Origin of the sequence: Sphingobacterium siyangense (assembly GCF_023277505.1) — a bacterium.
Lineage (GTDB): Bacteria > Bacteroidota > Bacteroidia > Sphingobacteriales > Sphingobacteriaceae > Sphingobacterium > Sphingobacterium siyangense.
In genome coordinates this window covers 676,825-697,957 of the sequence record NZ_CP080574.1, presented here as the reverse complement: position 1 = coordinate 697,957, position 21,133 = coordinate 676,825, and the positions used below count along the sequence as shown (strand labels likewise).

The 21,133-nt window shown below is 39.1% G+C and carries 35 protein-coding genes; 1 reads left to right on the top strand and 34 read right to left on the bottom strand.

Translation table 11 applies throughout. The features are described from left to right. Positions 1-16: 16 nt before the first annotated feature. The 34 genes from K2F45_RS02835 to rplC form a co-directional block, all read right to left on the bottom strand. Positions 17-1,081 (bottom strand): M20 family metallo-hydrolase, encoded by a 1,065-nt coding sequence (locus tag K2F45_RS02835; protein WP_248932985.1) that lies wholly within the window; start codon positions 1,079-1,081, stop codon positions 17-19. Beyond that, positions 1,071-1,877, bottom strand: coding sequence for a pyrroline-5-carboxylate reductase (proC, locus tag K2F45_RS02830; RefSeq protein ID WP_075990881.1), 807 nt, complete (start codon positions 1,875-1,877; stop codon positions 1,071-1,073). The genes K2F45_RS02835 and proC overlap by 11 nt, the downstream gene beginning before the upstream one ends. 27 nt (positions 1,878-1,904) lie before the next feature. After that, positions 1,905-2,702 (bottom strand): acetylglutamate kinase, encoded by a 798-nt coding sequence (gene argB / locus K2F45_RS02825; protein WP_075990880.1) that lies wholly within the window; start codon positions 2,700-2,702, stop codon positions 1,905-1,907. A gap of 51 nt (positions 2,703-2,753) precedes the next feature. After that, entirely contained in the window at positions 2,754-3,716 is a 963-nt protein-coding gene (locus K2F45_RS02820) for a Rossmann-fold NAD(P)-binding domain-containing protein (protein ID WP_075990879.1), read from the bottom strand. A 144-nt stretch (positions 3,717-3,860) separates the two neighbouring features. Then, complete coding sequence (locus K2F45_RS02815; RefSeq protein WP_248932984.1) at positions 3,861-5,006, bottom strand: aspartate aminotransferase family protein; 1,146 nt, start codon at positions 5,004-5,006, stop codon at positions 3,861-3,863. Between the two features lie 157 nt (positions 5,007-5,163). Beyond that, the gene (gene rplQ, locus K2F45_RS02810) at positions 5,164-5,670 is read right to left on the bottom strand and encodes a 50S ribosomal protein L17 (RefSeq protein ID WP_075990877.1); all 507 of its coding nucleotides are present in this window, start codon (positions 5,668-5,670) and stop codon (positions 5,164-5,166) included. A 108-nt stretch (positions 5,671-5,778) separates the two neighbouring features. After that, positions 5,779-6,771: a DNA-directed RNA polymerase subunit alpha gene (locus K2F45_RS02805; RefSeq protein ID WP_046674887.1), complete on the bottom strand. Its 993-nt coding sequence runs from the start codon at positions 6,769-6,771 to the stop codon at positions 5,779-5,781. Between the two features lie 96 nt (positions 6,772-6,867). Continuing rightward, positions 6,868-7,476: a 30S ribosomal protein S4 gene (gene rpsD / locus K2F45_RS02800; RefSeq protein ID WP_046674886.1), complete on the bottom strand. Its 609-nt coding sequence runs from the start codon at positions 7,474-7,476 to the stop codon at positions 6,868-6,870. A gap of 60 nt (positions 7,477-7,536) precedes the next feature. Continuing rightward, positions 7,537-7,926, bottom strand: coding sequence for a 30S ribosomal protein S11 (gene rpsK, locus K2F45_RS02795; protein WP_046674885.1), 390 nt, complete (start codon positions 7,924-7,926; stop codon positions 7,537-7,539). A 10-nt stretch (positions 7,927-7,936) separates the two neighbouring features. Beyond that, positions 7,937-8,314: a 30S ribosomal protein S13 gene (gene rpsM, locus K2F45_RS02790; RefSeq protein ID WP_046674884.1), complete on the bottom strand. Its 378-nt coding sequence runs from the start codon at positions 8,312-8,314 to the stop codon at positions 7,937-7,939. A gap of 30 nt (positions 8,315-8,344) precedes the next feature. After that, positions 8,345-8,461: a type B 50S ribosomal protein L36 gene (gene ykgO / locus K2F45_RS02785; RefSeq protein ID WP_013665024.1), complete on the bottom strand. Its 117-nt coding sequence runs from the start codon at positions 8,459-8,461 to the stop codon at positions 8,345-8,347. 45 nt (positions 8,462-8,506) lie between these two features. After that, the gene (infA, locus tag K2F45_RS02780) at positions 8,507-8,725 is read right to left on the bottom strand and encodes a translation initiation factor IF-1 (protein ID WP_002997456.1); all 219 of its coding nucleotides are present in this window, start codon (positions 8,723-8,725) and stop codon (positions 8,507-8,509) included. A gap of 74 nt (positions 8,726-8,799) precedes the next feature. After that, positions 8,800-9,582: a type I methionyl aminopeptidase gene (gene map / locus K2F45_RS02775; protein ID WP_046674883.1), complete on the bottom strand. Its 783-nt coding sequence runs from the start codon at positions 9,580-9,582 to the stop codon at positions 8,800-8,802. A 9-nt stretch (positions 9,583-9,591) separates the two neighbouring features. After that, a complete protein-coding gene (gene secY / locus K2F45_RS02770; RefSeq protein ID WP_046674882.1) occupies positions 9,592-10,929 on the bottom strand; it encodes a preprotein translocase subunit SecY in 1,338 nt (445 codons plus the stop codon). A gap of 3 nt (positions 10,930-10,932) precedes the next feature. Continuing rightward, a complete protein-coding gene (rplO, locus tag K2F45_RS02765) occupies positions 10,933-11,379 on the bottom strand; it encodes a 50S ribosomal protein L15 (protein WP_070570400.1) in 447 nt (148 codons plus the stop codon). Between the two features lie 119 nt (positions 11,380-11,498). Beyond that, entirely contained in the window at positions 11,499-11,678 is a 180-nt protein-coding gene (gene rpmD, locus K2F45_RS02760) for a 50S ribosomal protein L30 (RefSeq protein ID WP_046674880.1), read from the bottom strand. 5 nt (positions 11,679-11,683) lie between these two features. Then, a complete protein-coding gene (gene rpsE, locus K2F45_RS02755; protein WP_075990876.1) occupies positions 11,684-12,202 on the bottom strand; it encodes a 30S ribosomal protein S5 in 519 nt (172 codons plus the stop codon). A 12-nt stretch (positions 12,203-12,214) separates the two neighbouring features. Further along, the gene (gene rplR, locus K2F45_RS02750; RefSeq protein WP_046674878.1) at positions 12,215-12,568 is read right to left on the bottom strand and encodes a 50S ribosomal protein L18; all 354 of its coding nucleotides are present in this window, start codon (positions 12,566-12,568) and stop codon (positions 12,215-12,217) included. Between the two features lie 5 nt (positions 12,569-12,573). Next, the gene (rplF, locus tag K2F45_RS02745; protein ID WP_070570404.1) at positions 12,574-13,128 is read right to left on the bottom strand and encodes a 50S ribosomal protein L6; all 555 of its coding nucleotides are present in this window, start codon (positions 13,126-13,128) and stop codon (positions 12,574-12,576) included. A gap of 21 nt (positions 13,129-13,149) precedes the next feature. Next, the gene (rpsH, locus tag K2F45_RS02740) at positions 13,150-13,548 is read right to left on the bottom strand and encodes a 30S ribosomal protein S8 (protein ID WP_046674876.1); all 399 of its coding nucleotides are present in this window, start codon (positions 13,546-13,548) and stop codon (positions 13,150-13,152) included. Positions 13,549-13,687: 139 nt separating this feature from the next. Continuing rightward, positions 13,688-13,957, bottom strand: coding sequence for a 30S ribosomal protein S14 (gene rpsN / locus K2F45_RS02735; RefSeq protein WP_028071569.1), 270 nt, complete (start codon positions 13,955-13,957; stop codon positions 13,688-13,690). Next, positions 13,950-14,519 (bottom strand): 50S ribosomal protein L5, encoded by a 570-nt coding sequence (gene rplE, locus K2F45_RS02730; RefSeq protein WP_046674875.1) that lies wholly within the window; start codon positions 14,517-14,519, stop codon positions 13,950-13,952. Before rplE ends, rpsN begins: the two co-directional genes overlap by 8 nt. Continuing rightward, positions 14,519-14,863, bottom strand: a complete 345-nt coding sequence (rplX, locus tag K2F45_RS02725; protein ID WP_070570406.1) for a 50S ribosomal protein L24 — start codon at positions 14,861-14,863, stop codon at positions 14,519-14,521. The genes rplE and rplX overlap by 1 nt, the downstream gene beginning before the upstream one ends. Before the next feature lie 2 nt (positions 14,864-14,865). After that, positions 14,866-15,234, bottom strand: a complete 369-nt coding sequence (gene rplN, locus K2F45_RS02720; protein WP_046674873.1) for a 50S ribosomal protein L14 — start codon at positions 15,232-15,234, stop codon at positions 14,866-14,868. Between the two features lies 1 nt (position 15,235). Next, the gene (rpsQ, locus tag K2F45_RS02715; RefSeq protein WP_046674872.1) at positions 15,236-15,490 is read right to left on the bottom strand and encodes a 30S ribosomal protein S17; all 255 of its coding nucleotides are present in this window, start codon (positions 15,488-15,490) and stop codon (positions 15,236-15,238) included. Between the two features lie 14 nt (positions 15,491-15,504). Then, positions 15,505-15,723, bottom strand: coding sequence for a 50S ribosomal protein L29 (gene rpmC, locus K2F45_RS02710; protein WP_046674871.1), 219 nt, complete (start codon positions 15,721-15,723; stop codon positions 15,505-15,507). A 92-nt stretch (positions 15,724-15,815) separates the two neighbouring features. Beyond that, positions 15,816-16,238: a 50S ribosomal protein L16 gene (rplP, locus tag K2F45_RS02705; RefSeq protein WP_046674870.1), complete on the bottom strand. Its 423-nt coding sequence runs from the start codon at positions 16,236-16,238 to the stop codon at positions 15,816-15,818. Between the two features lie 59 nt (positions 16,239-16,297). After that, on the bottom strand, positions 16,298-17,089 hold the full coding sequence (gene rpsC / locus K2F45_RS02700; protein WP_075990875.1) for a 30S ribosomal protein S3: 792 nt from the start codon (positions 17,087-17,089) through the stop codon (positions 16,298-16,300). Between the two features lie 11 nt (positions 17,090-17,100). Then, a complete protein-coding gene (gene rplV / locus K2F45_RS02695) occupies positions 17,101-17,535 on the bottom strand; it encodes a 50S ribosomal protein L22 (protein ID WP_070570408.1) in 435 nt (144 codons plus the stop codon). A gap of 6 nt (positions 17,536-17,541) precedes the next feature. Then, positions 17,542-17,808 carry a 30S ribosomal protein S19 gene (rpsS, locus tag K2F45_RS02690; RefSeq protein ID WP_002997495.1) on the bottom strand — a complete coding sequence of 89 codons (267 nt, stop codon included), beginning with the start codon at positions 17,806-17,808 and terminating at the stop codon, positions 17,542-17,544. Next, positions 17,808-18,635 (bottom strand): 50S ribosomal protein L2, encoded by an 828-nt coding sequence (gene rplB / locus K2F45_RS02685; RefSeq protein ID WP_046674867.1) that lies wholly within the window; start codon positions 18,633-18,635, stop codon positions 17,808-17,810. The genes rpsS and rplB overlap by 1 nt, the downstream gene beginning before the upstream one ends. A 6-nt stretch (positions 18,636-18,641) precedes the next feature. Beyond that, a complete protein-coding gene (gene rplW / locus K2F45_RS02680) occupies positions 18,642-18,932 on the bottom strand; it encodes a 50S ribosomal protein L23 (protein ID WP_075990874.1) in 291 nt (96 codons plus the stop codon). A gap of 1 nt (position 18,933) precedes the next feature. Then, entirely contained in the window at positions 18,934-19,563 is a 630-nt protein-coding gene (gene rplD, locus K2F45_RS02675) for a 50S ribosomal protein L4 (protein WP_075990873.1), read from the bottom strand. A gap of 5 nt (positions 19,564-19,568) precedes the next feature. Continuing rightward, positions 19,569-20,186 carry a 50S ribosomal protein L3 gene (rplC, locus tag K2F45_RS02670; RefSeq protein ID WP_046674864.1) on the bottom strand — a complete coding sequence of 206 codons (618 nt, stop codon included), beginning with the start codon at positions 20,184-20,186 and terminating at the stop codon, positions 19,569-19,571. 339 nt (positions 20,187-20,525) lie between these two features. On the opposite strand from rplC, the gene K2F45_RS02665 reads away from it, so the two are divergent. Then, on the top strand, positions 20,526-20,996 hold the full coding sequence (locus K2F45_RS02665) for a DinB family protein (protein ID WP_075990872.1): 471 nt from the start codon (positions 20,526-20,528) through the stop codon (positions 20,994-20,996). Positions 20,997-21,133 lie beyond the last annotated feature (137 nt).

Here is a 21,133-nt window from a genome sequence, read left to right as displayed (position 1 = left end):
AAAATGGAAGCTTTTTTTATACTATCTTTTCTAACATTGCGATATAGAGATCGATCCCTGCTCTAATTTCATCGATATAGATAAACTCATCTGCCATATGCGACCGCGCGCTATTGCCAGGTCCCAGCTTCAGAGAAGGGACAGGAATAAGAGCCTGATCGCTCATCGTCGGTGAACCATATACTTTACGTCCCAGTAGAATGCCTGCTTTGACGATTGGATGCGTTTCAGGAATAGAAGAAGACTTCAGGCGCGTCGATCTCGCTGTGACCTCTGATTTTACATGAGACTTGATAATATCCAACGTCTCTTCATTCGAATAAGCATCTGTGGTTCTGACATCGACAACAAAGTTACAAGTAGCCGGTACCACATTGTGCTGTGATCCCGCCTGAATCACGGTTACCGACATCTTAATTGGGCCTAAAGTTGAAGAAGTCCTTTCAAATGTATAATTTTGAAACCATTCAATATCCTTGATCGCTTTATAGATAGCATTATCGCCCTCATTACGTGCGGCATGTCCAGCAGTTCCTAAAGCGGTACAATCCAACACCATCAGCCCCTTTTCTGCAATTGCCAAATCCAATAAGGTAGGTTCACCCACAATTGCAAAATCAATTGGACCGATATCATCCAAAACAGATTCTACACCGTTCTTACCTGAGATCTCTTCTTCAGCACTGGCGACCAGACAGAAGTTATACTTCAACTCCGTCTGCTGGTAAAAATACAAAAATGTAGCTATCAATGATACCAAACAGCCCCCAGCATCATTGCTTCCCAATCCGAACAATTTACCTTCCTCTACAGTTGCTGCCAAAGGATCTCTCGTATAACCCGTATTTGGTTTAACTGTATCGTGATGCGAATTAAGCAATATCGTAGGTTTAGTGATATCATAATGGGCGTTATATACCCAGACATTATTGCCTTTCCGATGTGTTTTTATATCACGCTCCTGAAAGAAGCGATCAATTAAATCTGCCGTGAACTCTTCCTCTTTACTTAAAGACGACAGTCCAATTAATTGTTTTAAAAGGGACAGCGCATCTTCAAATAGGCGCTGTTTATCCTTCATGGTATAGTCCTCCTGCTTTATCCGCAGACAGTTTAATTCCCTTTATAAAAGCAGAACTAAAACCGTTATGTTCCATTTCGTTCAATCCCGCTATTGTACATCCCTTTGGTGACGTAACCTTATCAATCTCTCCTTCTGGATGAGCATTGGTATGCAATAGCAAATCAGCAGCGCCTTTTGCAGTTTGAACTGCCATTTTTAATGCGTCATGCGCATGAAATCCGATTTCAACTCCACCTTGTGAAGCCGCGCGAATAGCACGCAGGAAGAACGCAATACCGCAGGCACACAATGCCGTTGCCGATGTCATCAGGTCTTCATTAATGACAACCACTGAACCAACAGTTTCAAACATCTTCTCAACCTCCTTCAAACTATCGTCCGAAGCATTGTCGCTGGCGATACAAGTCATTGATTGAGCTATTGCTATTGCTGTGTTGGGCATTGCCCGTATAACTGTGGCATCTGCACCCAACTCTGCTTTCAAATCAGCACAAGAGACTCCTGACACAATAGAGACAAAAATCTGATTTGTCTTGTCAATGACTGGAGCGACTTCCACCAATACCTTTTTTAGTTGTTGAGGTAGTATTGCGAAAACAACAATATCAGCCCCCTTTACAGCGAGCCTATTATCATTACTTACTGAGAAGCCCTGGCTCGCTTCTTCGGCCAGTGCATTCAAATTTCTCCTCGTCAATGTAATATCGGCAGCATTGGCAAATTCACTTTTTACAAGTCCTTTTGCCAAAGAAAGACCGATATTACCGCTTCCGATAATGGTGACCTTTTTCATAGCGATCGTTGGGTTTAGGTTAGATTTTTATTTTAATGTCAAGCAAGTGCCAAATTGTCCTTGTTGAAACAAATGCAAATTATTAGCATTTCCAATATAGACCTCTTGAACACCTTTATTTATAGCATTGAATGCATTTTGCAACTTAGGAATCATCCCGTCATTCACCACGCCGGATTCCTTAAGATGTTCAAACTCTTCTGACTTAATCGTTGGGATTACTGAATTCTCATCTGTTACATCGCGTAAAACGCCGTTCTTCTCAAAACAATAAACCAGAGAAGTTTCATATAATGAAGCCAAAGACACCGCCAATGAAGAAGCTATAGTATCCGCGTTGGTATTGAGCAATTGTCCAAGGCCATTGTGTGTAATAGCTGAAAACACAGGAACAAACCCTGCTTCCAAAAACTTCTTGATGGCCAGGGTATTTACAGAGTCATGCAACAAATCACCTACAAAGCCATAATCGATATCTTTTACAGGACGCTTTATAGCTTTTATGACATCCCCATCAGCTCCGGTTAATCCGACGGCATCGCATTTCAAATTTTGCAACTTAGCAACGATTGTCTTGTTTGTCAATCCAGCGTATACCATTGTTACAATGCGTAACATTTCCTCATTTGTCACACGACGCCCTTCTATCATTTGGGCTTCAATTCCAAGTTCACTAGCCAGGCGAGTCGCTATTTTACCACCGCCATGTACAAGAATCTTTTTCCCTGACAATGCAGAGAACTTTTCCAAAAAAGAATCCAATTGGCGTTCATCATCAATAATATTCCCGCCAATTTTAATTATATTTAATACACTATTAGCCATTACGCAACTTTTCCCAATAAAAATAGTTTTTCAATAATCTATAGGATTGGACTATGCCAAATCCTCTAACATACGTTTCAAAACAACCTGAGCAGCCCATACACGGTTGCTAGCCTCTTTAATCACGAGTGAATTTGGTCCATCTAAAATCTCAGAAGACAATTCAAGATCTCTTCTTACTGGCAAACAATGCATTACTTTGGCATCATTCGTCAAATTGAGCTTCTTGTTATCCATCATCCAATCTTCATCAACACCATATACCTCGCCATATTCTTGATAAGAAGACCAGTTTTTCACATAGACAAAATCAGCATTCTTTAAACTTTCTTCAAGATTATTAGATATGGTTGCTCCAGCGGTAAATTCTTCACTTAACTCATAGCCCATAGGTTGAGCTATCGTAAAATCGACCAATCCCTCTTCTTGTGCTTTGCACATCCATTCTGCGAAAGAATTAGGTACCGCTTGAGGTAATGCCTTAACATGCGGAGCCCAAGCCAATACCACTTTCGGCTTTTCAGTCTTCTTGTACTCAGTGATGGTAATCATATCTGTCAAACTCTGCAGTGGATGGCGTGTTGCACTCTCTAAGGAAACAACAGGAACACCACAGTACTTAATGAATTTGTTGAACAGGTCTTCACTATAATCCTCTTCACGATCTTTCAATTTTGGAAAGGAACGAAGTCCCAAAATATCACAATACTCGCCCATAACAGCAGCGGCCTCGCGAATATGTTCAACAGTTGTCCCGTTCATCACAACACCATCCTGTGTTTCAAGCGCCCAACCATCTTTATCCATATTCATGACCATCACATTCATGCCCAAATTCATTGCCGCTTTTTGTGTGCTCAGACGCGTACGCAAACTCGGATTCAAAAATACAAGTCCCAACGTTTTATGTTGACCAAGGTCCTGATTGTCATATGGTGCCGCTTTCAAAGCTAACGCTTCTTGAACAACGTCCGCTACACTAGACACATCCTTAACAGAGAAAAACTTTTTCATCTATATTTATTTATTCGAGTGCATTTTCAACGAGCAATCAATAGGCCCGTCACACTCAGTATATATTCTAACTACTACAGCGCAATCAAATTTACATGAGCCAATGTGTGGCTATTGGATAATTTGATCGACAGCTTTAAGGTTCTATGCAACCGTTACTGCTTTGATATGTGCTTTCAATGCCGATAAAAACTGATCAGCATGATCTTTCGTAATATTCAAAGCAGGCAACAAGCGAATCACAAAAGGCTTAGCCTCCCCTGTAAAGATACGGTTCTTTAACAAGAGATCTTTCTTCACATGGGCCAAAGATTCAGGTAGTTCTATACCGATCATTAATCCTCGGCCTCTCACCTCTACAATTTCCTCAATTTGCTTAAGCTCATCAATAAGATATTGTCCGACTTGAGCCGCATTCTCCATCAGTTTGTCTTGTTGGATAACCTCCAATACAGCCAGTGCGGCAGCACATGCGAGATGATTGCCACCAAATGTCGTTCCCAAACTCCCGTAAGTCGCTTTAAATTTGGACGATATACTGATTGCACCAATAGGAAAACCATTCCCCATTCCTTTCGCCATCGTGTAAATATCCGCATCTACTCCAGAATAATCCTGTGCATAGAAGGAACCTGTCCTTCCATACCCACATTGTACTTCATCTGCAATAAACACGGCATTATATTGATCACAAAGTGAGCGGATCAATTGAAGAAAGGCAACGGATGCTTCCCTAATTCCACCAACACCTTGAATACTTTCGATAATAACAGAAGATATTTCCTCACCATAAGCTGAAAATGCTTCCTTTAGTGCATCCTCATCATTGAAAGGAAGAAATACAATATTATCGGTCTCGTTGACGGGAGCCACGATACTCGGGTTATCTGTTGCCGCTACGGCCAATGAAGTCCTTCCATGAAAAGCTTTTGAAAACGCTATGACTTTCTTACGCTTATTGTAAAAAGAAGCCAGCTTCAATGCATTTTCATTTGCTTCCGCGCCGGAATTGCAAAGAAATAAATCATAATCAACCTTTCCCGAAACTTCCCCTAACAATCGGGCAAGTTCACGCTGAATTGGAATCTCGACAGAGTTGGAATAGAACCCAACACGGTTCAATTGTTCTGTGATGCGTTGTACATAATGTGGGTGCGTGTGTCCGATCGATATCACAGCATGGCCACCATACAAGTCCAAGTAAGCATTTCCTTCGGCATCCCACACCGTTGATCCATTAGCCTTTACTATGTTAATGGGATTAATGGGATAAACATCAAATGGTTTCATCTTAATGAATTATAGATTGATAAACGAAATAGCTAGTAATAGAAAAAACTATCAGATTTTAGCATTACAAATATATTAGTTATAACGGTAGGAATGGTCATAAAATAAAAAAAGTCCCCTTAAAAAGAGGACTTTTTTATGCTAGATCAGAAGAAGACTATTCTCCGTCTACTTTTTCTTCACCTTCTACTTCAGCTTTAACTTCTGCAGGAGCTTCAGTTTCAGCAGTAGTAGTAGCTTTTTTAGCACCACCACGACGACGAGTAGCTTTTTTCTCAGCAGCAGCAGCTTTTTTACCGTAGATTTCGTTGTAATCAACTAGTTCGATGAAAGCCATTTCCGCGTTATCACCTAAACGGTTTTCCATTTTGATGATACGAGTGTAACCACCTGGACGGTTAGCTACTTTTTCAGAAATTTCGCGGAATAAGATAGAAACAGCGTCTTTATCTTTCAAATAAGCGAATACTGTACGACGAGAGTGTGTTGTGTCGTTTTTAGATTTAGTAATCAAAGGCTCAACATACGTACGTAATGCTTTAGCTTTAGCCAAAGTAGTTGTAATACGTTTGTGTAGGATTAATGATGTTGCCATGTTAGCCAACATTGCTTTTCTATGGCTATCCGTACGGCCTAAGTGATTTACTTTTTTTCCGTGTCTCATTTTGATTTTATTATACTAATCGTACCGTTTTTGTATATGTCATTTATGTGAACATCACATATCCAGACAGCCAAAAGGAATTACGACTAGTGGTCGCTTAATAAATTATTATTCTTCGTCTAATTTGTATTTTGCCAAGTTCATTCCGAATGATAAACCTTTCGATTTAACCAACTCTTGGATTTCGCTTAACGATTTTTTACCGAAGTTTCTGAATTTCAACATATCAGCTACGTCATAAGTTACCAACTCAGCCAATGTGCGAATATCCGCAGCTTTCAAACAGTTCAATGCACGAACTGAAAGATCAAGATCTACTAATTCTGTTTTCAAGATCTTACGCATATGTAAGATTTCTTCGTCAACAACTTTAGTTTCTTCTTTCGTTTGAGACTCAAGAAGCATATTCTCATCAGAGAATAAAATAAAGTGTTGAATTAAGATCTTAGCAGCTTCTTTCAAAGCTTCTTCGGGGTGAATTGAGCCATCAGTAGAGATATCCAACAACAATTTCTCGTAGTCAGTTTTTTGCTCTACACGGTAATTCTCAATGGTATATTTAACATTCTTGATCGGAGTAAAGATCGAATCGATTGCGATAACACCTACTGGAGCATCAACAACTTTATTCTCATCAGCATTTACGTATCCACGACCTTTGGCAATACTCAATTCCAATTCAATTGTCACTGAATTATCCATGTTACAGATTACCATGTCTGGGTTTAAGACCGTAAAGTTATTAGAGAATTTTGTGATATCACCAGCTAAGAACTGCTCTTGACCATTGATTACTACAAATACCTTTTCGTTGTCACCAATCTCACCTGTTTTTTTGAAACGAATTTGTTTCAAGTTCAAGATAATTTCAGTTACGTCTTCAACAACACCTTTGATCGTTGAAAATTCGTGCGAAACGCCAGAAAACCTTATCGACGTAATTGCATATCCTTCTAAAGAGGACAATAGAATACGGCGCAAAGCATTACCAATGGTTACACCAAAACCAGGCTCCAATGGACGAAATTCAAACGTACCATCAAAATCCGTAGATTTTTGCATGATAACTTTATCCGGTCTTTGAAATGCTAAAATTGCCATTTATTTTCTTTTAATGTTTTATTTGTAATAATAATTGTAATACAATAGAAGATGCATACCCCAAAAATTGGACTATGCATTCTTCTATTTTATTTATTATTTAGAGTATAACTCAACGATTAAGTTCTCTTTGATGTTTTCAGGAATGTCAGCTCTTTCTGGATAGCTTAAGAAAGTACCTGTCAATTCTTTCGCATTCCACTCTAACCAAGAAAATTTGTTTACAGTACGACCTGCAACTGAATTTGTGATGGCTTCAAGTGTTTGAGAACGTTCACGAACTGCTACAACGTCACCTGGACGCAAGCTATATGATGGAATGTTAACAACTTCGCCGTTAACAGTAACGTGTTTATGGGATACCAACTGACGAGCAGCGGCGCGAGAAGTAGCGATACCTAAACGGTAAACTACGTTATCCAAGCGAGCTTCTAACAATTTCAAGAAGATCTCACCTGTAATACCTTGTTTAGAGGCAGCTTTAACAAATAAGTTTGAGAACTGACGCTCCAATACACCGTAAGTGTATTTTGCTTTTTGTTTTTCTAACAACTGAATAGCATATTCAGATTGTTTACCTCTGCGTTTAGAAGCTCCATGTTGTCCAGGAGGGTAATTTTTCTTTTCTAACGCTTTATCTGGGCCGAAGATCGGCTCTCTAAATTTACGGGCAATTTTGGACTTAGGTCCTGTATATCTAGCCATTTTCTTTTACAATTAAAGTATCTATCAGCCTATAGCCGATGAATCTTATCTTTAAATTAATTAAACTCTTCTGCGTTTTGGAGGACGACAACCGTTGTGAGGAAGTGGAGTGATATCTTTGATAGTAGTCACATCAATTCCTACTGTTTGTAATGTTCTGATTGCCGATTCACGACCAGCACCAGGTCCTTTAACAAACACTTCAACTTTACGTAAACCCAAGTCGTGAGCAACTTTTCCACAGTCTTGTGCAGCTTGACCAGCAGCGTATGGAGTGTTCTTTTTAGAACCACGGAAACCCATTTTACCAGCACTAGACCAAGAAATAGTTTGACCTTGATTATTTGTCAAAGTTACAATGATATTGTTAAACGTTGCGTTAATGTGAGCCTGACCTACAGGTTCGATAACAACGATACGCTTTTTTGCAGCTTTTTTAGTTTTAGCCATTTCTTATTTATTATTTAGTAGCTTTTTTCTTGTTTGCAACTGTCTTACGTTTACCTTTACGAGTACGTGAGTTGTTTTTAGTACGTTGACCACGAACTGGTAAGTGTTTACGGTGACGCAATCCACGGTAACAACCGATATCCATTAAACGTTTGATGTTTAATTGAATTTCAGAACGCAATGCACCTTCAACTTTCAATTCGTCGTTAATGATGGTACGAATTGCTGCCAATTGCTCATCATTCCACTCTTGTACCTTCACATCTTCGCTGATACCAGCTTTTTCCAAGATATATTCAGCTCTTGTACGACCGATACCAAAAATATAGGTAAGGCCGATCACACCTCTTTTGTTTTTAGGTAAATCAATACCTGCTATCCTTGCCATATAATATTAAGCTATTATTTTTTTAATGAATTAACCCTGACGTTGTTTAAACTTTGGGTTCTTTTTGTTGATTACAAAAACTTTACCTTTACGACGGATGATCTTACAGTCCGCGCTACGTTTTTTTATTGATGCTCTTACTTTCATGATATTTATTTTTTCAAAAGCTTGCGCTAATACAAGGGCTTACGGCTATTTATAGCGATAAGTAATCCTTCCTTTAGTCAAATCATACGGAGACATTTCCAATTTAACTTTATCACCAGGTAAAATTTTGATATAGTGCATGCGCATTTTACCAGAAATATGGGCAATGATTTCATGTCCATTTTCCAACTCTACCCTAAACATAGCATTAGAAAGTGCCTCTCTAATTATACCGTCTTGTTCTATTGAGGCTTGTTTAGCCATATATTCTCGATTAAATTTAATTTAAAAGCCTGCGAACAGGAGTGCAAAGATAAATAAAAATAATTGAAAACCAACTACTTTTTGTTCAAAACTTTCTCTACATGTTCGAATGTCAGCAACACATCTGGTTCTCCTTTTCGGATTGCAACCATCTGTTCGAAGTGCGCCGATAATTTCCCATCCACTGTACTTACTGTCCAACCATCATCCCAAAAACGAACACCTGCACGCCCCGCATTGATCATCGGCTCGATACAAATAACCAAACCTTCTTCCAATTTAGGACCAGCACCTCGTTTTCCATAATTAGGAACCTCAGGTTTTTCATGTAAGTGATAACCAACTCCGTGTCCAACCAGCTCGCGAACAATTCCGAATCCGAATTTGCTCACATACTCCTGAACAGCTGAAGAGATATCCCCAACACGTTTACCAGCCACCGCCTGTTCAACACCTTTGTACAATGATTCCTTTGTTACATCCAATAACAACTGTGCCTCCTCAGATATTTCACCTACACCAAAGGTATATGCTGAATCACTGATAAAGCCGTTCAGATTGACACCACCATCGACCGAAACAAGATCTCCATCTTTAATTTCATAATCACTTGGAAAGCCGTGTACAATTTGATCGTTGACAGATATACACAAAGAATATGGAAATCCCTGATAATTTAAGAACGCAGGCGTCCCGCCGTTATCATGAATATACTCATAAGCTAATTTATCAAGAGATATAGTCTTTACCCCAGGTTTAATCACTTTTGCGATTTCACCAAGCAATTGCGAAAGCACATCTGCTGACTTCCGCAATTGCTCTATATCTTCTGCTGACTTATAAAATACTTTAGACATCTAAAGAAATTAAATTGCCGAATGATCCATTCCCTCAACAGACGCGGCCGAACGACCTTTAATACGACCTGTTTTCATTAATCCATCGTAATGACGCATCAATAAATGAGATTCGATCTGTTGCAAAGTATCCAACACCACACCTACTAAAATCAATAATGACGTACCACCGTAGAAGTGCGCAAATTGATTATTAATACCAAACAAACTTGCAATAGCAGGTAGAATAGCAATGATCGCTAAGAAAATTGCACCTGGAAATGTAATATTTGATATTACGCGGTCTATAAAATTACTAGTTTCCAATCCCGGTTTAATACCCGGTACAAAACCTCCGTTCTTCTTCATGTCGTCCGACATCTGTTGTGGGTTCACCATAATCGCTGTATAGAAAAACGTAAATGCGATAATTAACACCGCAAATGTCACGTTATATGCTACAGAAGTATAGTTACTCAACGAAGTCAAAAATTCCGATTGAAGATTTGGGAAGAACTGTCCTAAACTCATTGGCACAAACATGATTGCCTGCGCAAAAATGATAGGCATTACACCTGCAGCATTTACCTTTAAAGGTATATACTGCCGTACTCCACCGACTTGCTTGTTTCCAACGATTTTCTTCGCGTATTGTACAGGGATCTTACGAACACCTTGTACGATCAAGATCGTAAAGATCACAACAAAGAACAAAGCTACAAATTCAAGCAACAATGGAATTGGACCACCACCACCTTTCGCCATTCTAGAAACCCATTCCGCAGTGATACCACTTGGCAATTGAGCGATAATACCAGTCATGATGATCAAAGAAATACCATTACCGATACCTTTATCAGTAATTTTTTCCCCTAACCACATCACAAATAAAGTACCGCCTGTCAAAACTATAGCAGTTAGAATAGTGAATAATGGGTCAGCTATTGTCTTAGCACTTGGCTCGATTTGAGTACGTACATAAGCAAAAGCCTGAAGCAAAGTAATCCCTAAAGTTAAATAGCGAGTAATTTGATTCATTTTTTGACGACCACTTTCCCCTTCCTTCTGCATCTTTTGGAAGTAAGGAACCGCGATGCCCAGCAATTGAACAACAATGGATGCCGAAATATATGGCATTACCCCTAAAGCAAAGATAGCCGAACGAGAGAAAGATCCCCCCGCAAACATATCCAGTAAGCCCAATAAACCCTCTTTTTGACCAGAAGCCAAAGCATGAGGATTTACACCTGGTAATACCACGTGACATCCAATACGGTAAATCAAAAGAAAAAGTAAGGTATTTAGAATACGCGTACGTAAATCATCGATTTTCCAAATATTGGTTAAGGTTGTGATTAGTTTCTTCATTTATTAAATTTTAACGATAGAACCGCCTGCAGCTTCAATAGCTTTTTGAGCAGAAGCAGTAAACGCGTGCGCTGTTACTTCAACTTTAGCTTTCAATTCACCGCGACCCAAGATTTTAACTTTGTCATTTTTAGACACTAAACCATGAGCTTTCAATGCATCGAAATCTACAGCTGTTAAATTGTGTTTCTCGATCAACGCTTGTAAAGTATCTAGGTTCACACCATTGTACTCAACACGGTTGATGTTTTTGAAACCAAATTTAGGCACACGACGTTGCAAAGGCATTTGACCACCTTCGAAACCGATTTTCGTAGAGTGACCTGAACGAGAACCAGCACCTTTGTGACCACGCGTTGAAGTACCACCACGACCAGAACCAGTACCACGGCCAATACGTTTGCTACTTTTTACTGCACCTTTTGCAGGTTTTAAATTACTTAAGTTCATTTTTAAACTAAATTGTGCTAGCCCTTCGCTCTCACTAAACAGGTACTAGCGATTAAAAAATAATGATTATTAATAACAAGTAATGGAAGAAGCCCAAAGACCTCTTCCATATGCTAATATTAAATAGTTTCGATAGCTACTAAATGGTTTACTTTACGTACCATTCCAATAATTGATGGAGTAGCTTCAACTTCTACTGAGTGGTTGATTCTTTTCAAACCCAATGCCTCAATAGTTTTCTTTTGGCGCTCGCTTCTGTCGATAACGCTCTTTATCTGGGTGATTTTGATTTTTGCCATGATAATTAACCGTTAAATACTTTATTCAAATCGACACCGCGGTGTTGTGCTACTGTATACGCATCACGCATTTCTGCTAAAGCAGTTACAGTTGCTTTTACCACGTTGTGTGGGTTAGAAGAACCTAATGATTTAGCCAATACATCTTTGATACCAGCAGACTCCAATACTGCACGCATTGCACCACCGGCTAAAACTCCTGTACCACCTACAGCTGGTTTAATCAAAACTGAACCACCAGAATATTTACCATATTGCGCGTGAGGAACAGTACCTTTGATAATAGGAACTTTTACCAAATTTTTCTTTGCGTCATCGATACCTTTCGTGATTGCTTCAGTTACCTCTTTAGCTTTACCTAAACCGTAACCTACGATACCGTTTTCATCACCTACTACAACAATTGCAGAGAAGCTGAAAGTACGACCACCTTTAGTAACTTTAGCTACACGTTGGATACTTACTAAGCGATCTTTTAATTCAATTTCGCTTGATTTTACTCTTTTTATATTGCTTAATGCCATTTCTTTCTATGATTAAAAGTCTAAACCGCCTTCGCGAGCACCTTCAGCCAAAGATTTGATACGGCCATGGTATAAGTACCCATTACGGTCAAAAACTACTTTATTAATACCTGCTGCTAATGCTTTTTCAGCCACCAATTTACCTACAGCTTTAGATTGATCAACCTTGTTACCAGATGCAACAAACTCTTTTGACAAGCTAGATGCAGCAACTAATGTTTTACCTGCATTGTCGTCAATGATTTGCGCATAGATACCTTTGTTACTTCTAAAAACCGATAAACGTGGACGTTCAGACGTTCCAGCAAGGTTTTTTCTGATTCCTTTTTTGATTCTCTCTCTACGAGATGCTTTTTGTCCTGCCATGATTATTATTTTTTAGCTGATTTACCTGCTTTTCTTCTCAATACTTCACCTGCAAACTTAACACCTTTTCCTTTGTAAGGTTCTGGTTTACGGAAGCCACGGATTTTTGCCGCTACCTGTCCGATCAATTGTTTGTCAGCACACTCTAAAGTGATTGTAGGGTTTTTACCTTTATCAGCAGTAGTTGATACTTTAACCTCTTTTGGCAATACAAAAACAATCTGGTGAGAGAAACCTAAAGTTAACTCTAATACATTACCAGTACTTGAAGCACGGTAACCTACACCGACTAACTCTTGCGTAGTTTTGTAACCTTCAGTCACACCGTGAACCATGTTAGCCAACAGGGAGCGGTATAGACCGTGTAATGCTTTGTGTTTCTTTTGATCAGTTGGACGTGTTACAACGATATTGCCCTCTTCTTGAGCAATCGTGATGTCACGGTCAACTTGTTGTGTTAATTCGCCTTTAGGACCTTTTACTGAAACTAAGTTTTTGTCCGAAATAGTAACAGTTACCCCAGCAGGGATAGCGATAGGCGCTTTTCCAATTCTTGACATTTCTTTGTGCTTTTACCTAGATTAATAAACGTAACATAAAACTTCACCACCAACATTTTGAAGTCTAGCTTCTTTATCTGTCATTACACCTTTCGATGTTGACAAGATAGCAATACCTAAACCGTTCAAAACACGAGGCATAGTATCAACGCTTGCATACTTTCTTAAACCAGGTTTACTCACACGTGTCAACGTACGAATAGCCGGAATTTTGCTAATTGGATTATATTTCAATGCGATTTTGATCGTACCCTGTACGCCATTCTCATCGAATTTGTAATTAGCAATGTAACCTTTGTCAAAAAGAACTTTCGTGATCTCTTTTTTAAGGTTCGATGCAGGAATTTCAACAACCCTGTGGTTGGCCTTGATGGCATTCCTTACTCGTGTAAGGTAATCCGCAATTGGATCTGTAGTCATTATATATGAAAATTTGTGACAGCGGTTTCCCTCCCAACCATTGGTATGGGACCTTCTATCTGTTAAACAATTTTAAAATGCAAAAACCCCGGCAATCCTAAATTGAATTGCCCGGGCAAAATTAAGTATTTTTTTTTAATTACCAAGAAGCTTTTTTCACCCCTGGGATTTTGCCATCTAAAGCCATCTCACGGAAAGTTACACGAGAGATACCGAATTGACGCATATATCCTTTAGGACGGCCAGTCAATTTACAACGATTGTGTAAACGTACTGGAGAAGCATTTTTAGGTAATTTATCTAATGCAACGTAATCGCCAGCAGCTTTTAATTCTGCACGTTTTGCCGCATATTTAGCTACCAATTTAGCGCGTTTTACTTCGCGTGCTTTTAATCCTTCTTTAGCCATTGTTATTAGTATTTTGATTTTTAAATGGTAAACCGAATTGTTTCAACAATTCTAAAGCCTCAACATCATTTTGAGCAGAAGTCACGAAAGTGATATCCATACCTTGGATCTTGTTGATTTTATCAATGTTGATCTCAGGGAAAATGATTTGCTCAGTGATACCTAAGTTATAGTTACCACGTCCGTCGAAACCTTTATCGTTGATACCGCGGAAGTCACGAATACGTGGAAGCGATACTGCTACCAAACGATCCAAGAATTCAAACATATTGTTGTCACGTAAAGTAACACGTGCCCCTACAGGCATACCTTTACGTAATTTAAAGTTTGAAATATCTTTTTTCGATTTTGTAGCAACGGCTTGTTGACCTGTGATTAAAGTCAACTCAGCGATAGCGTTATCGATTAATTTTTTGTCAGCTGTTGCAGCTCCTACGCCTTGTGAAACAACGATTTTCTCAAGTTTAGGAACCTGCATAATACTTTTATACTGAAATTTTTCTTGAAGTGCTTTACGGATTTCTTCCGCATATTTCACTTTTAATCTTGGTACGTAAGTCATTATTTAATTTCCTCCCCTGATTTTTTAGCGTAACGAACTAATTTACCATCTGCATTTAACTTACGACCTACACGTGTAGTTGCACCTGTTTTAGGATCGATAACAGCTAAATTAGAGATGTGAATACCAGCTTCTTTCTCAATGATACCACCATTAGGATTAGCTGCACTTGGTTTAGTGTGTTTTTTTACGATGTTAGCGCCCTCAACGATAGCTCTATTTTTATCCACTAAAACAGTTAATACTTTTCCTTGAACACCTTTAGAGTTACCAGCGATAACTTTCACTAAATCACCTTTTTTAATTTTGATTTTGTGCGTAGTTGTTTTTGTTTTCTGTGCCATAATTATAAAACCTCCGGTGCTAATGATACAATTTTCATGAACTGTTTCTCACGCAACTCTCTAGCAACAGGGCCAAAGATACGTGTACCACGTGGTTCATCATTATTATTTAATAATACAGCGGCGTTGTCATCGAAACGGATATATGAACCATCTTTACGACGGATTTCCTTTTTCGTTCTAACGACTACTGCTTTAGAAACGGAACCTTTTTTCACGTTTCCTGAAGGCATAGCGCTTTTCACCGATACAACAATCTTATCTCCGATTGATGCATAACGCTTGCGCGTACCGCCCAATACACGGATTACTAAAACTTGTTTAGCACCGCTATTGTCAGCTACATTAAGTCTTGATTCTTGTTGTACCATGTTATTTAGCTCTTTCTATAATTTCTACTAATCTCCAGTTTTTTGTTTTACTCAGCGGACGAGTTTCCATGATTAATACCGTATCGCCGATACCGCAGGTATTAGTTTCGTCATGAGCTTTAAATTTAGTAGTTTTTTTAACGAACTTACCATAGATCGGGTGTTTCACTTTACGTTCCACTGATACCACGATAGATTTGTCCATCTTGTTGCTAACTACTAAGCCGATTCTTGTTTTTCTTAAATTTCTTTCCATTTCGACTTTAAATTTTACGCCTCAGAGGCTGTTTCATTTTTAGCTGCAGCTTTGCGTGCACTGATCTCTGTACTGATACGAGCGATAGTTTTGCGTGCTGCTTTGATCACGTTAGGGTTCTCAATAGCTGAAACAGCATGTGCAAATTTCAATTTTGTAAGGGCTGTTTTCTCTTCTACAAGACGAGCTTTTAAGTCCTCATTAGATAATTCTAAAATTTCTGAATTTTTCATGTTTTTTCAGTTGTTATTTGGGTTATCATCGCTTTATATATAGCGTTAGGGGTAACGGCCCTAACGCTTAAATGATGACATTACCAAGATTTTTATGCTTCAACGTAGTCTCTACGAATCACAAACTTAGTTTGAACCGGAAGTTTTTGCGCTGCAAGGCGTAAAGCTTCTTTGGCAATTTCCAAAGGCACACCTTCTGCTTCAAATAACATACGGCCTGGGCGTACTACTGCTACCCAGTATTCTGGAGCACCCTTACCTTTACCCATACGTACCTCTGCAGGTTTTTTCGTAACAGGTTTGTCAGGGAAAATACGAATCCAAACTTGACCTTCACGTTTCATATAACGTGTAACCGCAATACGAGCTGCCTCGATTTGACGACTAGTGATCCATGCTTGCTCCATTGTTTTGATACCGAAAGAACCGAAAGCTAACTCCGCTCCACGAGAAGCGTTACCTTTCATGCGGCCTTTCTGCATCTTTCTGAACTTCGTTCTTTTTGGCTGTAACATGTTCGTATACTTTTTAAATCTGCTTTTTCAGCAGGTTTTTGTTGTAATCTAAATAACTATTAATCTTTTTTCGGACCACGGTTGTTTCCACCACGGTTTCCACCACGGTTGTTTCCACCGCGACCACCTTTGTTGTTACGGTTGTCACGACGCTCGCCACCACCTTCGTGGTTGCCACGTGATTTTACACCAGATGCTTGACCAATGTTTGGAGATAAGTCACGTTTACCGTAAACCTCACCTTTACAGATCCAAACTTTGATACCGATTTTACCGTATGTAGTCAATGCTTCAGCTAAAGCGTAGTCGATATCAGCACGCAATGTGTGTAAAGGAGTTCTTCCTTCTTTGTATTGTTCAGTACGCGCCATTTCAGCACCACCTAAACGACCAGAACACATGATTTTGATACCTTCTGCACCCATACGCATGGTAGAAGCGATTGAAGTTTTCATTGCACGACGGAATGAAATACGTGCCTCTAATTGTTTAGCGACACCTTCAGCTACTAACTTAGCATCTAACTCAGGGCGTTTGATCTCGAAAATGTTGATTTGAACATCCTTTTTAGTCAGTTTTTTCAACTCTTCTTTGATCTTGTCAACTTCTTGACCACCTTTACCGATAACGATACCTGGACGAGCAGTGTGAATTGTAACAGTGATACGTTTTAAAGTTCTTTCGATAACAACTTTAGCTACACCACCTTTTGCAATACGAACAGAAAGATATTTTCTGATTTTTTCGTCTTCAACTAATTTATCGGAATAGTTTTTACCTCCGAACCAGTTAGAATCCCAACCTTTGATGATTCCTAATCTGCTACCTATTGGATTTGCTTTTTGTCCCATTTCTCAATAAATTAGTTTTGTTCAACGTTTAATTTGCTATCAACTACCAACGTAACGTGATTTGAACGTTTACGAACTCTGTATCCGCGACCTTGAGGAGCTGGACGCAATCTTTTCAATTGACGACCGCCACCTACTGATACTTCTTTTACAATTAGTTCGCTTTCTTCCACTGATTTACCTTCGTTTTTGGCTTCCCAGTTTTTGATTGCAGATAATAATAATTTTTCTACACGAGCAGCAGCTTCTTTACTTGAGTGTTTCAAAATGTATAATGCATTTTCAACACGTTGACCGCGAATTAAGTCTACCACTAAACGCATCTTACGAGGCGAAGTAGGGCAGTTCAATAATTTGGCATCCGAAGCTCCTCCTTTTTGAGCTTTCTCTTGCTCTTTGCGTTGTCTAATTAAGACAGACTTTTTAAGTTTTTTTGTTGCTTCCATTACCTATTATTTTTTCTTTTCTGCGTGGCCTCTGAATGTACGCGTAGGCGCGAATTCACCAAGCTTGTGACCTACCATATTCTCTGTTACATAAACAGGGATAAATTTATTCCCGTTGTGCACTGCGAAGGTATGGCCAACAAAATCAGGTGAAATCATTGATCTACGAGACCATGTTTTGATAACTGACTTTTTGTTAGTTTCATTCATAGAAAGAACTTTTCTTTCTAAGTTGTGATCGATATAAGGACCTTTTTTAATTGAACGAGCCATTATTTTTTCCTTCTCTCAATGATGTAACGATTCGATGTTTTCTTCTTGTAACGTGTTTTGAAGCCTTTAGCTAATACACCTGTACGTGAGCGTGGGTGACCTCCTGAAGTACGGCCTTCACCACCACCCATAGGGTGATCTACTGGGTTCATCGCAACACCACGAACTCTTGGACGACGACCTAACCAACGTTTGCGACCTGCTTTACCTAACACTTGGTTAGATCTTTCATGGTTCGATACTGAACCAATTGTAGCAACACAAGTCAATAAGATCATACGTGTTTCGCTCGAAGGCAATTTGATGATGGCATATTTACCATCACGAGCAGACAATTGAGCATAAGTACCAGCCGAACGAGCAATTGAACCACCTTGACCAGGATTTAATTCAATGTTGTGGATGATAGAACCCAATGGAATGTTTGCTAATGGTAATGTATTACCAACTTCTGGGGCAACTTTATCACCTGCGATTACAGTTTGACCAACTACTAAACCAGCTGGAGCAAGGATGTAACGTTTTTCACCATCAGCGTAATGCAACAAGGCAATACGAGCAGTACGGTTTGGATCGTACTCGATAGTAGCTACTTTTGCAGGGATATCTTTTTTATCGCGTTTGAAATCAATTAATCGGTATACTTTTTTATGTCCCCCACCGAGATAACGCATAGTCATTTTACCGGAGTTATTACGACCGCCTGATTTCTTGTTGATTTTTACTACTAACGATTTTTCAGGAACGTTTGTAGTAACATCAGAGTAGTCAGCGCCTACTCTAAAACGAGTACCAGGGGTTACCGGTTTGAATCTTTTAACTGCCATTTTTTATTATATAGTACTGTAAAAGTCAATAGTTTCGCCGTCTTTAATAGTAATGACAGCCTTTTTATACTTAGGAGCTCTACCAGATACGAAACCTGCTTTTGTGTAACGGCTTTTTGCTTTACCAGCTACTACTGCAGTGTTTACAGCAAGAACTGTAACACCAAACATAGCCTCAACAGCTGCTTTAATCTGGATTTTGTTTGCTCTGTGATCTACTTTGAAAGCGTAACGGTTTAATTTCTCCGTTAACATAGAAGCTTTCTCAGTCAAGATAGGTTTTTTGATAATTTCCATATTACTTAGCTAATGCTTCCTCCAAAGATTTAACAGAATCTGTAGTCAACAATAATTTTGTTGCGTTCAATACATCATATGTATTTAAATCAGATGCAACAATAACTTTTGCTTTTTTCAAGTTTCTGCTTGATTTATAAACAATTTCATCGTAAGCTGGCAATACCAACAATGTTTTCTCATCAGCTACATTCAACGCATTGATTAAAGCAACATAGTTTTTAGTTTTGATAGCATCGAATTTTACTTCATCCAATACCACAATGTTATTATCTTTTGCTTTGTAAGACAATGCTGATTTACGTGCTACTTGTTTCAATTTTTTGTTCAATTTGAACGAGTAGTCACGAGGTTGAGGACCGAATACACGACCACCACCATTAAACAATGGAGATTTGATAGAACCCGCACGAGCACCACCAGTACCTTTTTGTTTGTGTAATTTACGAGTAGAACCCGCGATTTCGTTACGTTGTTTAGATTTGTGAGTTCCTTGGCGTTGGTTCGCTAAGTATTGTTTCACATCCAAATAGATCGCATGATCGTTAGGCTCTAACCCAAATACCGACTCAGGAAGTTGCACCTTGGCACCTGTTTCTTTACCTGATAAATTTAAAACTTTAACTTCCATCTCTACTATTTGTCTACGATTACATAAGAACCTTTAGCTCCTGGAATGGAACCACTAACAACGATAAGGTTTTGCTCAGCGTAAACTTTCAACACCTGTAAGTTTTGAACTTTAACTCTGTCACCACCTGTACGACCAGCCATGCGCATACCTTTGAATACGCGTGAAGGCCATGATGAAGCACCTAATGAACCTGGAGCACGTAATCTGTTGTGCTGACCGTGAGTCGCACCACCTACACCACCAAATCCATGACGTTTCATTACACCTTGGAAACCTTTACCTTTTGAAGTACCGACTACATCTACGTACTCACCTTCTTCAAAAAGAGTAACGTCAACTACGTCACCAAGTTGTTTTGCATCTGGGAAAGTTTTAAACTCTACCAACTTACGCTTAGGCGTTGTGTTTGCTTTCGCAAAGTGCCCTTTCAAAGGAGCTGTCGTGTTTTTCTCCTTAGCTTCGTCGAAACCAAGTTGAATTGCCGAGTAGCCATCCTTTTCTTCCGTACGTATCTGCGTAACCACGCACGGCCCGGCCTGAATCACTGTACAAGGAATATTTTTCCCATCAGCGTTAAACAGGCTCGTCATTCCTACTTTTTTTCCAATAATACCTGACATGTTGTAAATTAATTAATTAAAAGTCCTTCGAAGCAGTAGGGCTTCGCTCAAGACATACTATTCCCATTAAGGGACTGCAAAGTTACAAACATTTTTATAACTGTCAAATAATTAGTGAATTATTTTTTTTATTTTCTAGATCTTTTCTTTATCCGCGTCAAATTTCCGAATAATACCTATCCAGCTCTCCGCTCCGATTAAATCACCTCCAGAAAAATAAAATTACTTGCATTTATTTCTGCTGCCATACAGTTGTCACAGATCACCCTAATTTTGAACTATCGTACAACGCAGAAGGCGATGTATTGCTTACTATAAAAACTTTAAAATACGAGAATCATGAAAACAGAAATCATTTCCAAAAACGAGCTACTTCAGCATTGGTTAGGCCACAGAAACCTGACAAGACAGACTATTGAAAAATTTCCAGAAGAAGGATTGTTCAATTACAAAGTAGAAGGCATGCGCACTTTTGCAGATATGATTAAGGAGCTATTAGGTATTGCTGCGCCAGGTCTCCAAGAAATTGTCACCAACAAGAGCGGCGAACTCAATGAGAATCTCAGTTATTCGACCAAAGCACAATTGCTTCAGGCCTGGGATGAAGCTACTCCTCAGATCAGTGAATTGTTCAATCAAATTCCAGAAGAACGCTTTGCCGAAGAATTCAACCTATTCGGCCAGTACAAATCGCCAGTCATTCACAGCATCCTTTATTTTATCGATAATGAAATCCACCACCGTGGCCAAGGATTTGTTTATCTAAGATTACTTGGTATAGAACCTCCATTTTTTTGGGAAAGAGGGTAGTTAGTCACCTCCTCAAAAACTCATACTCGCACCGATTATCCATTGCGCCGATCTTGAGTCCGTGTTATTCCCACTATTTGAGCATCCTTCGATTTCTATTCGCCCCTCTTTCTGGTCTGATTCGTGCCCTATCGCAC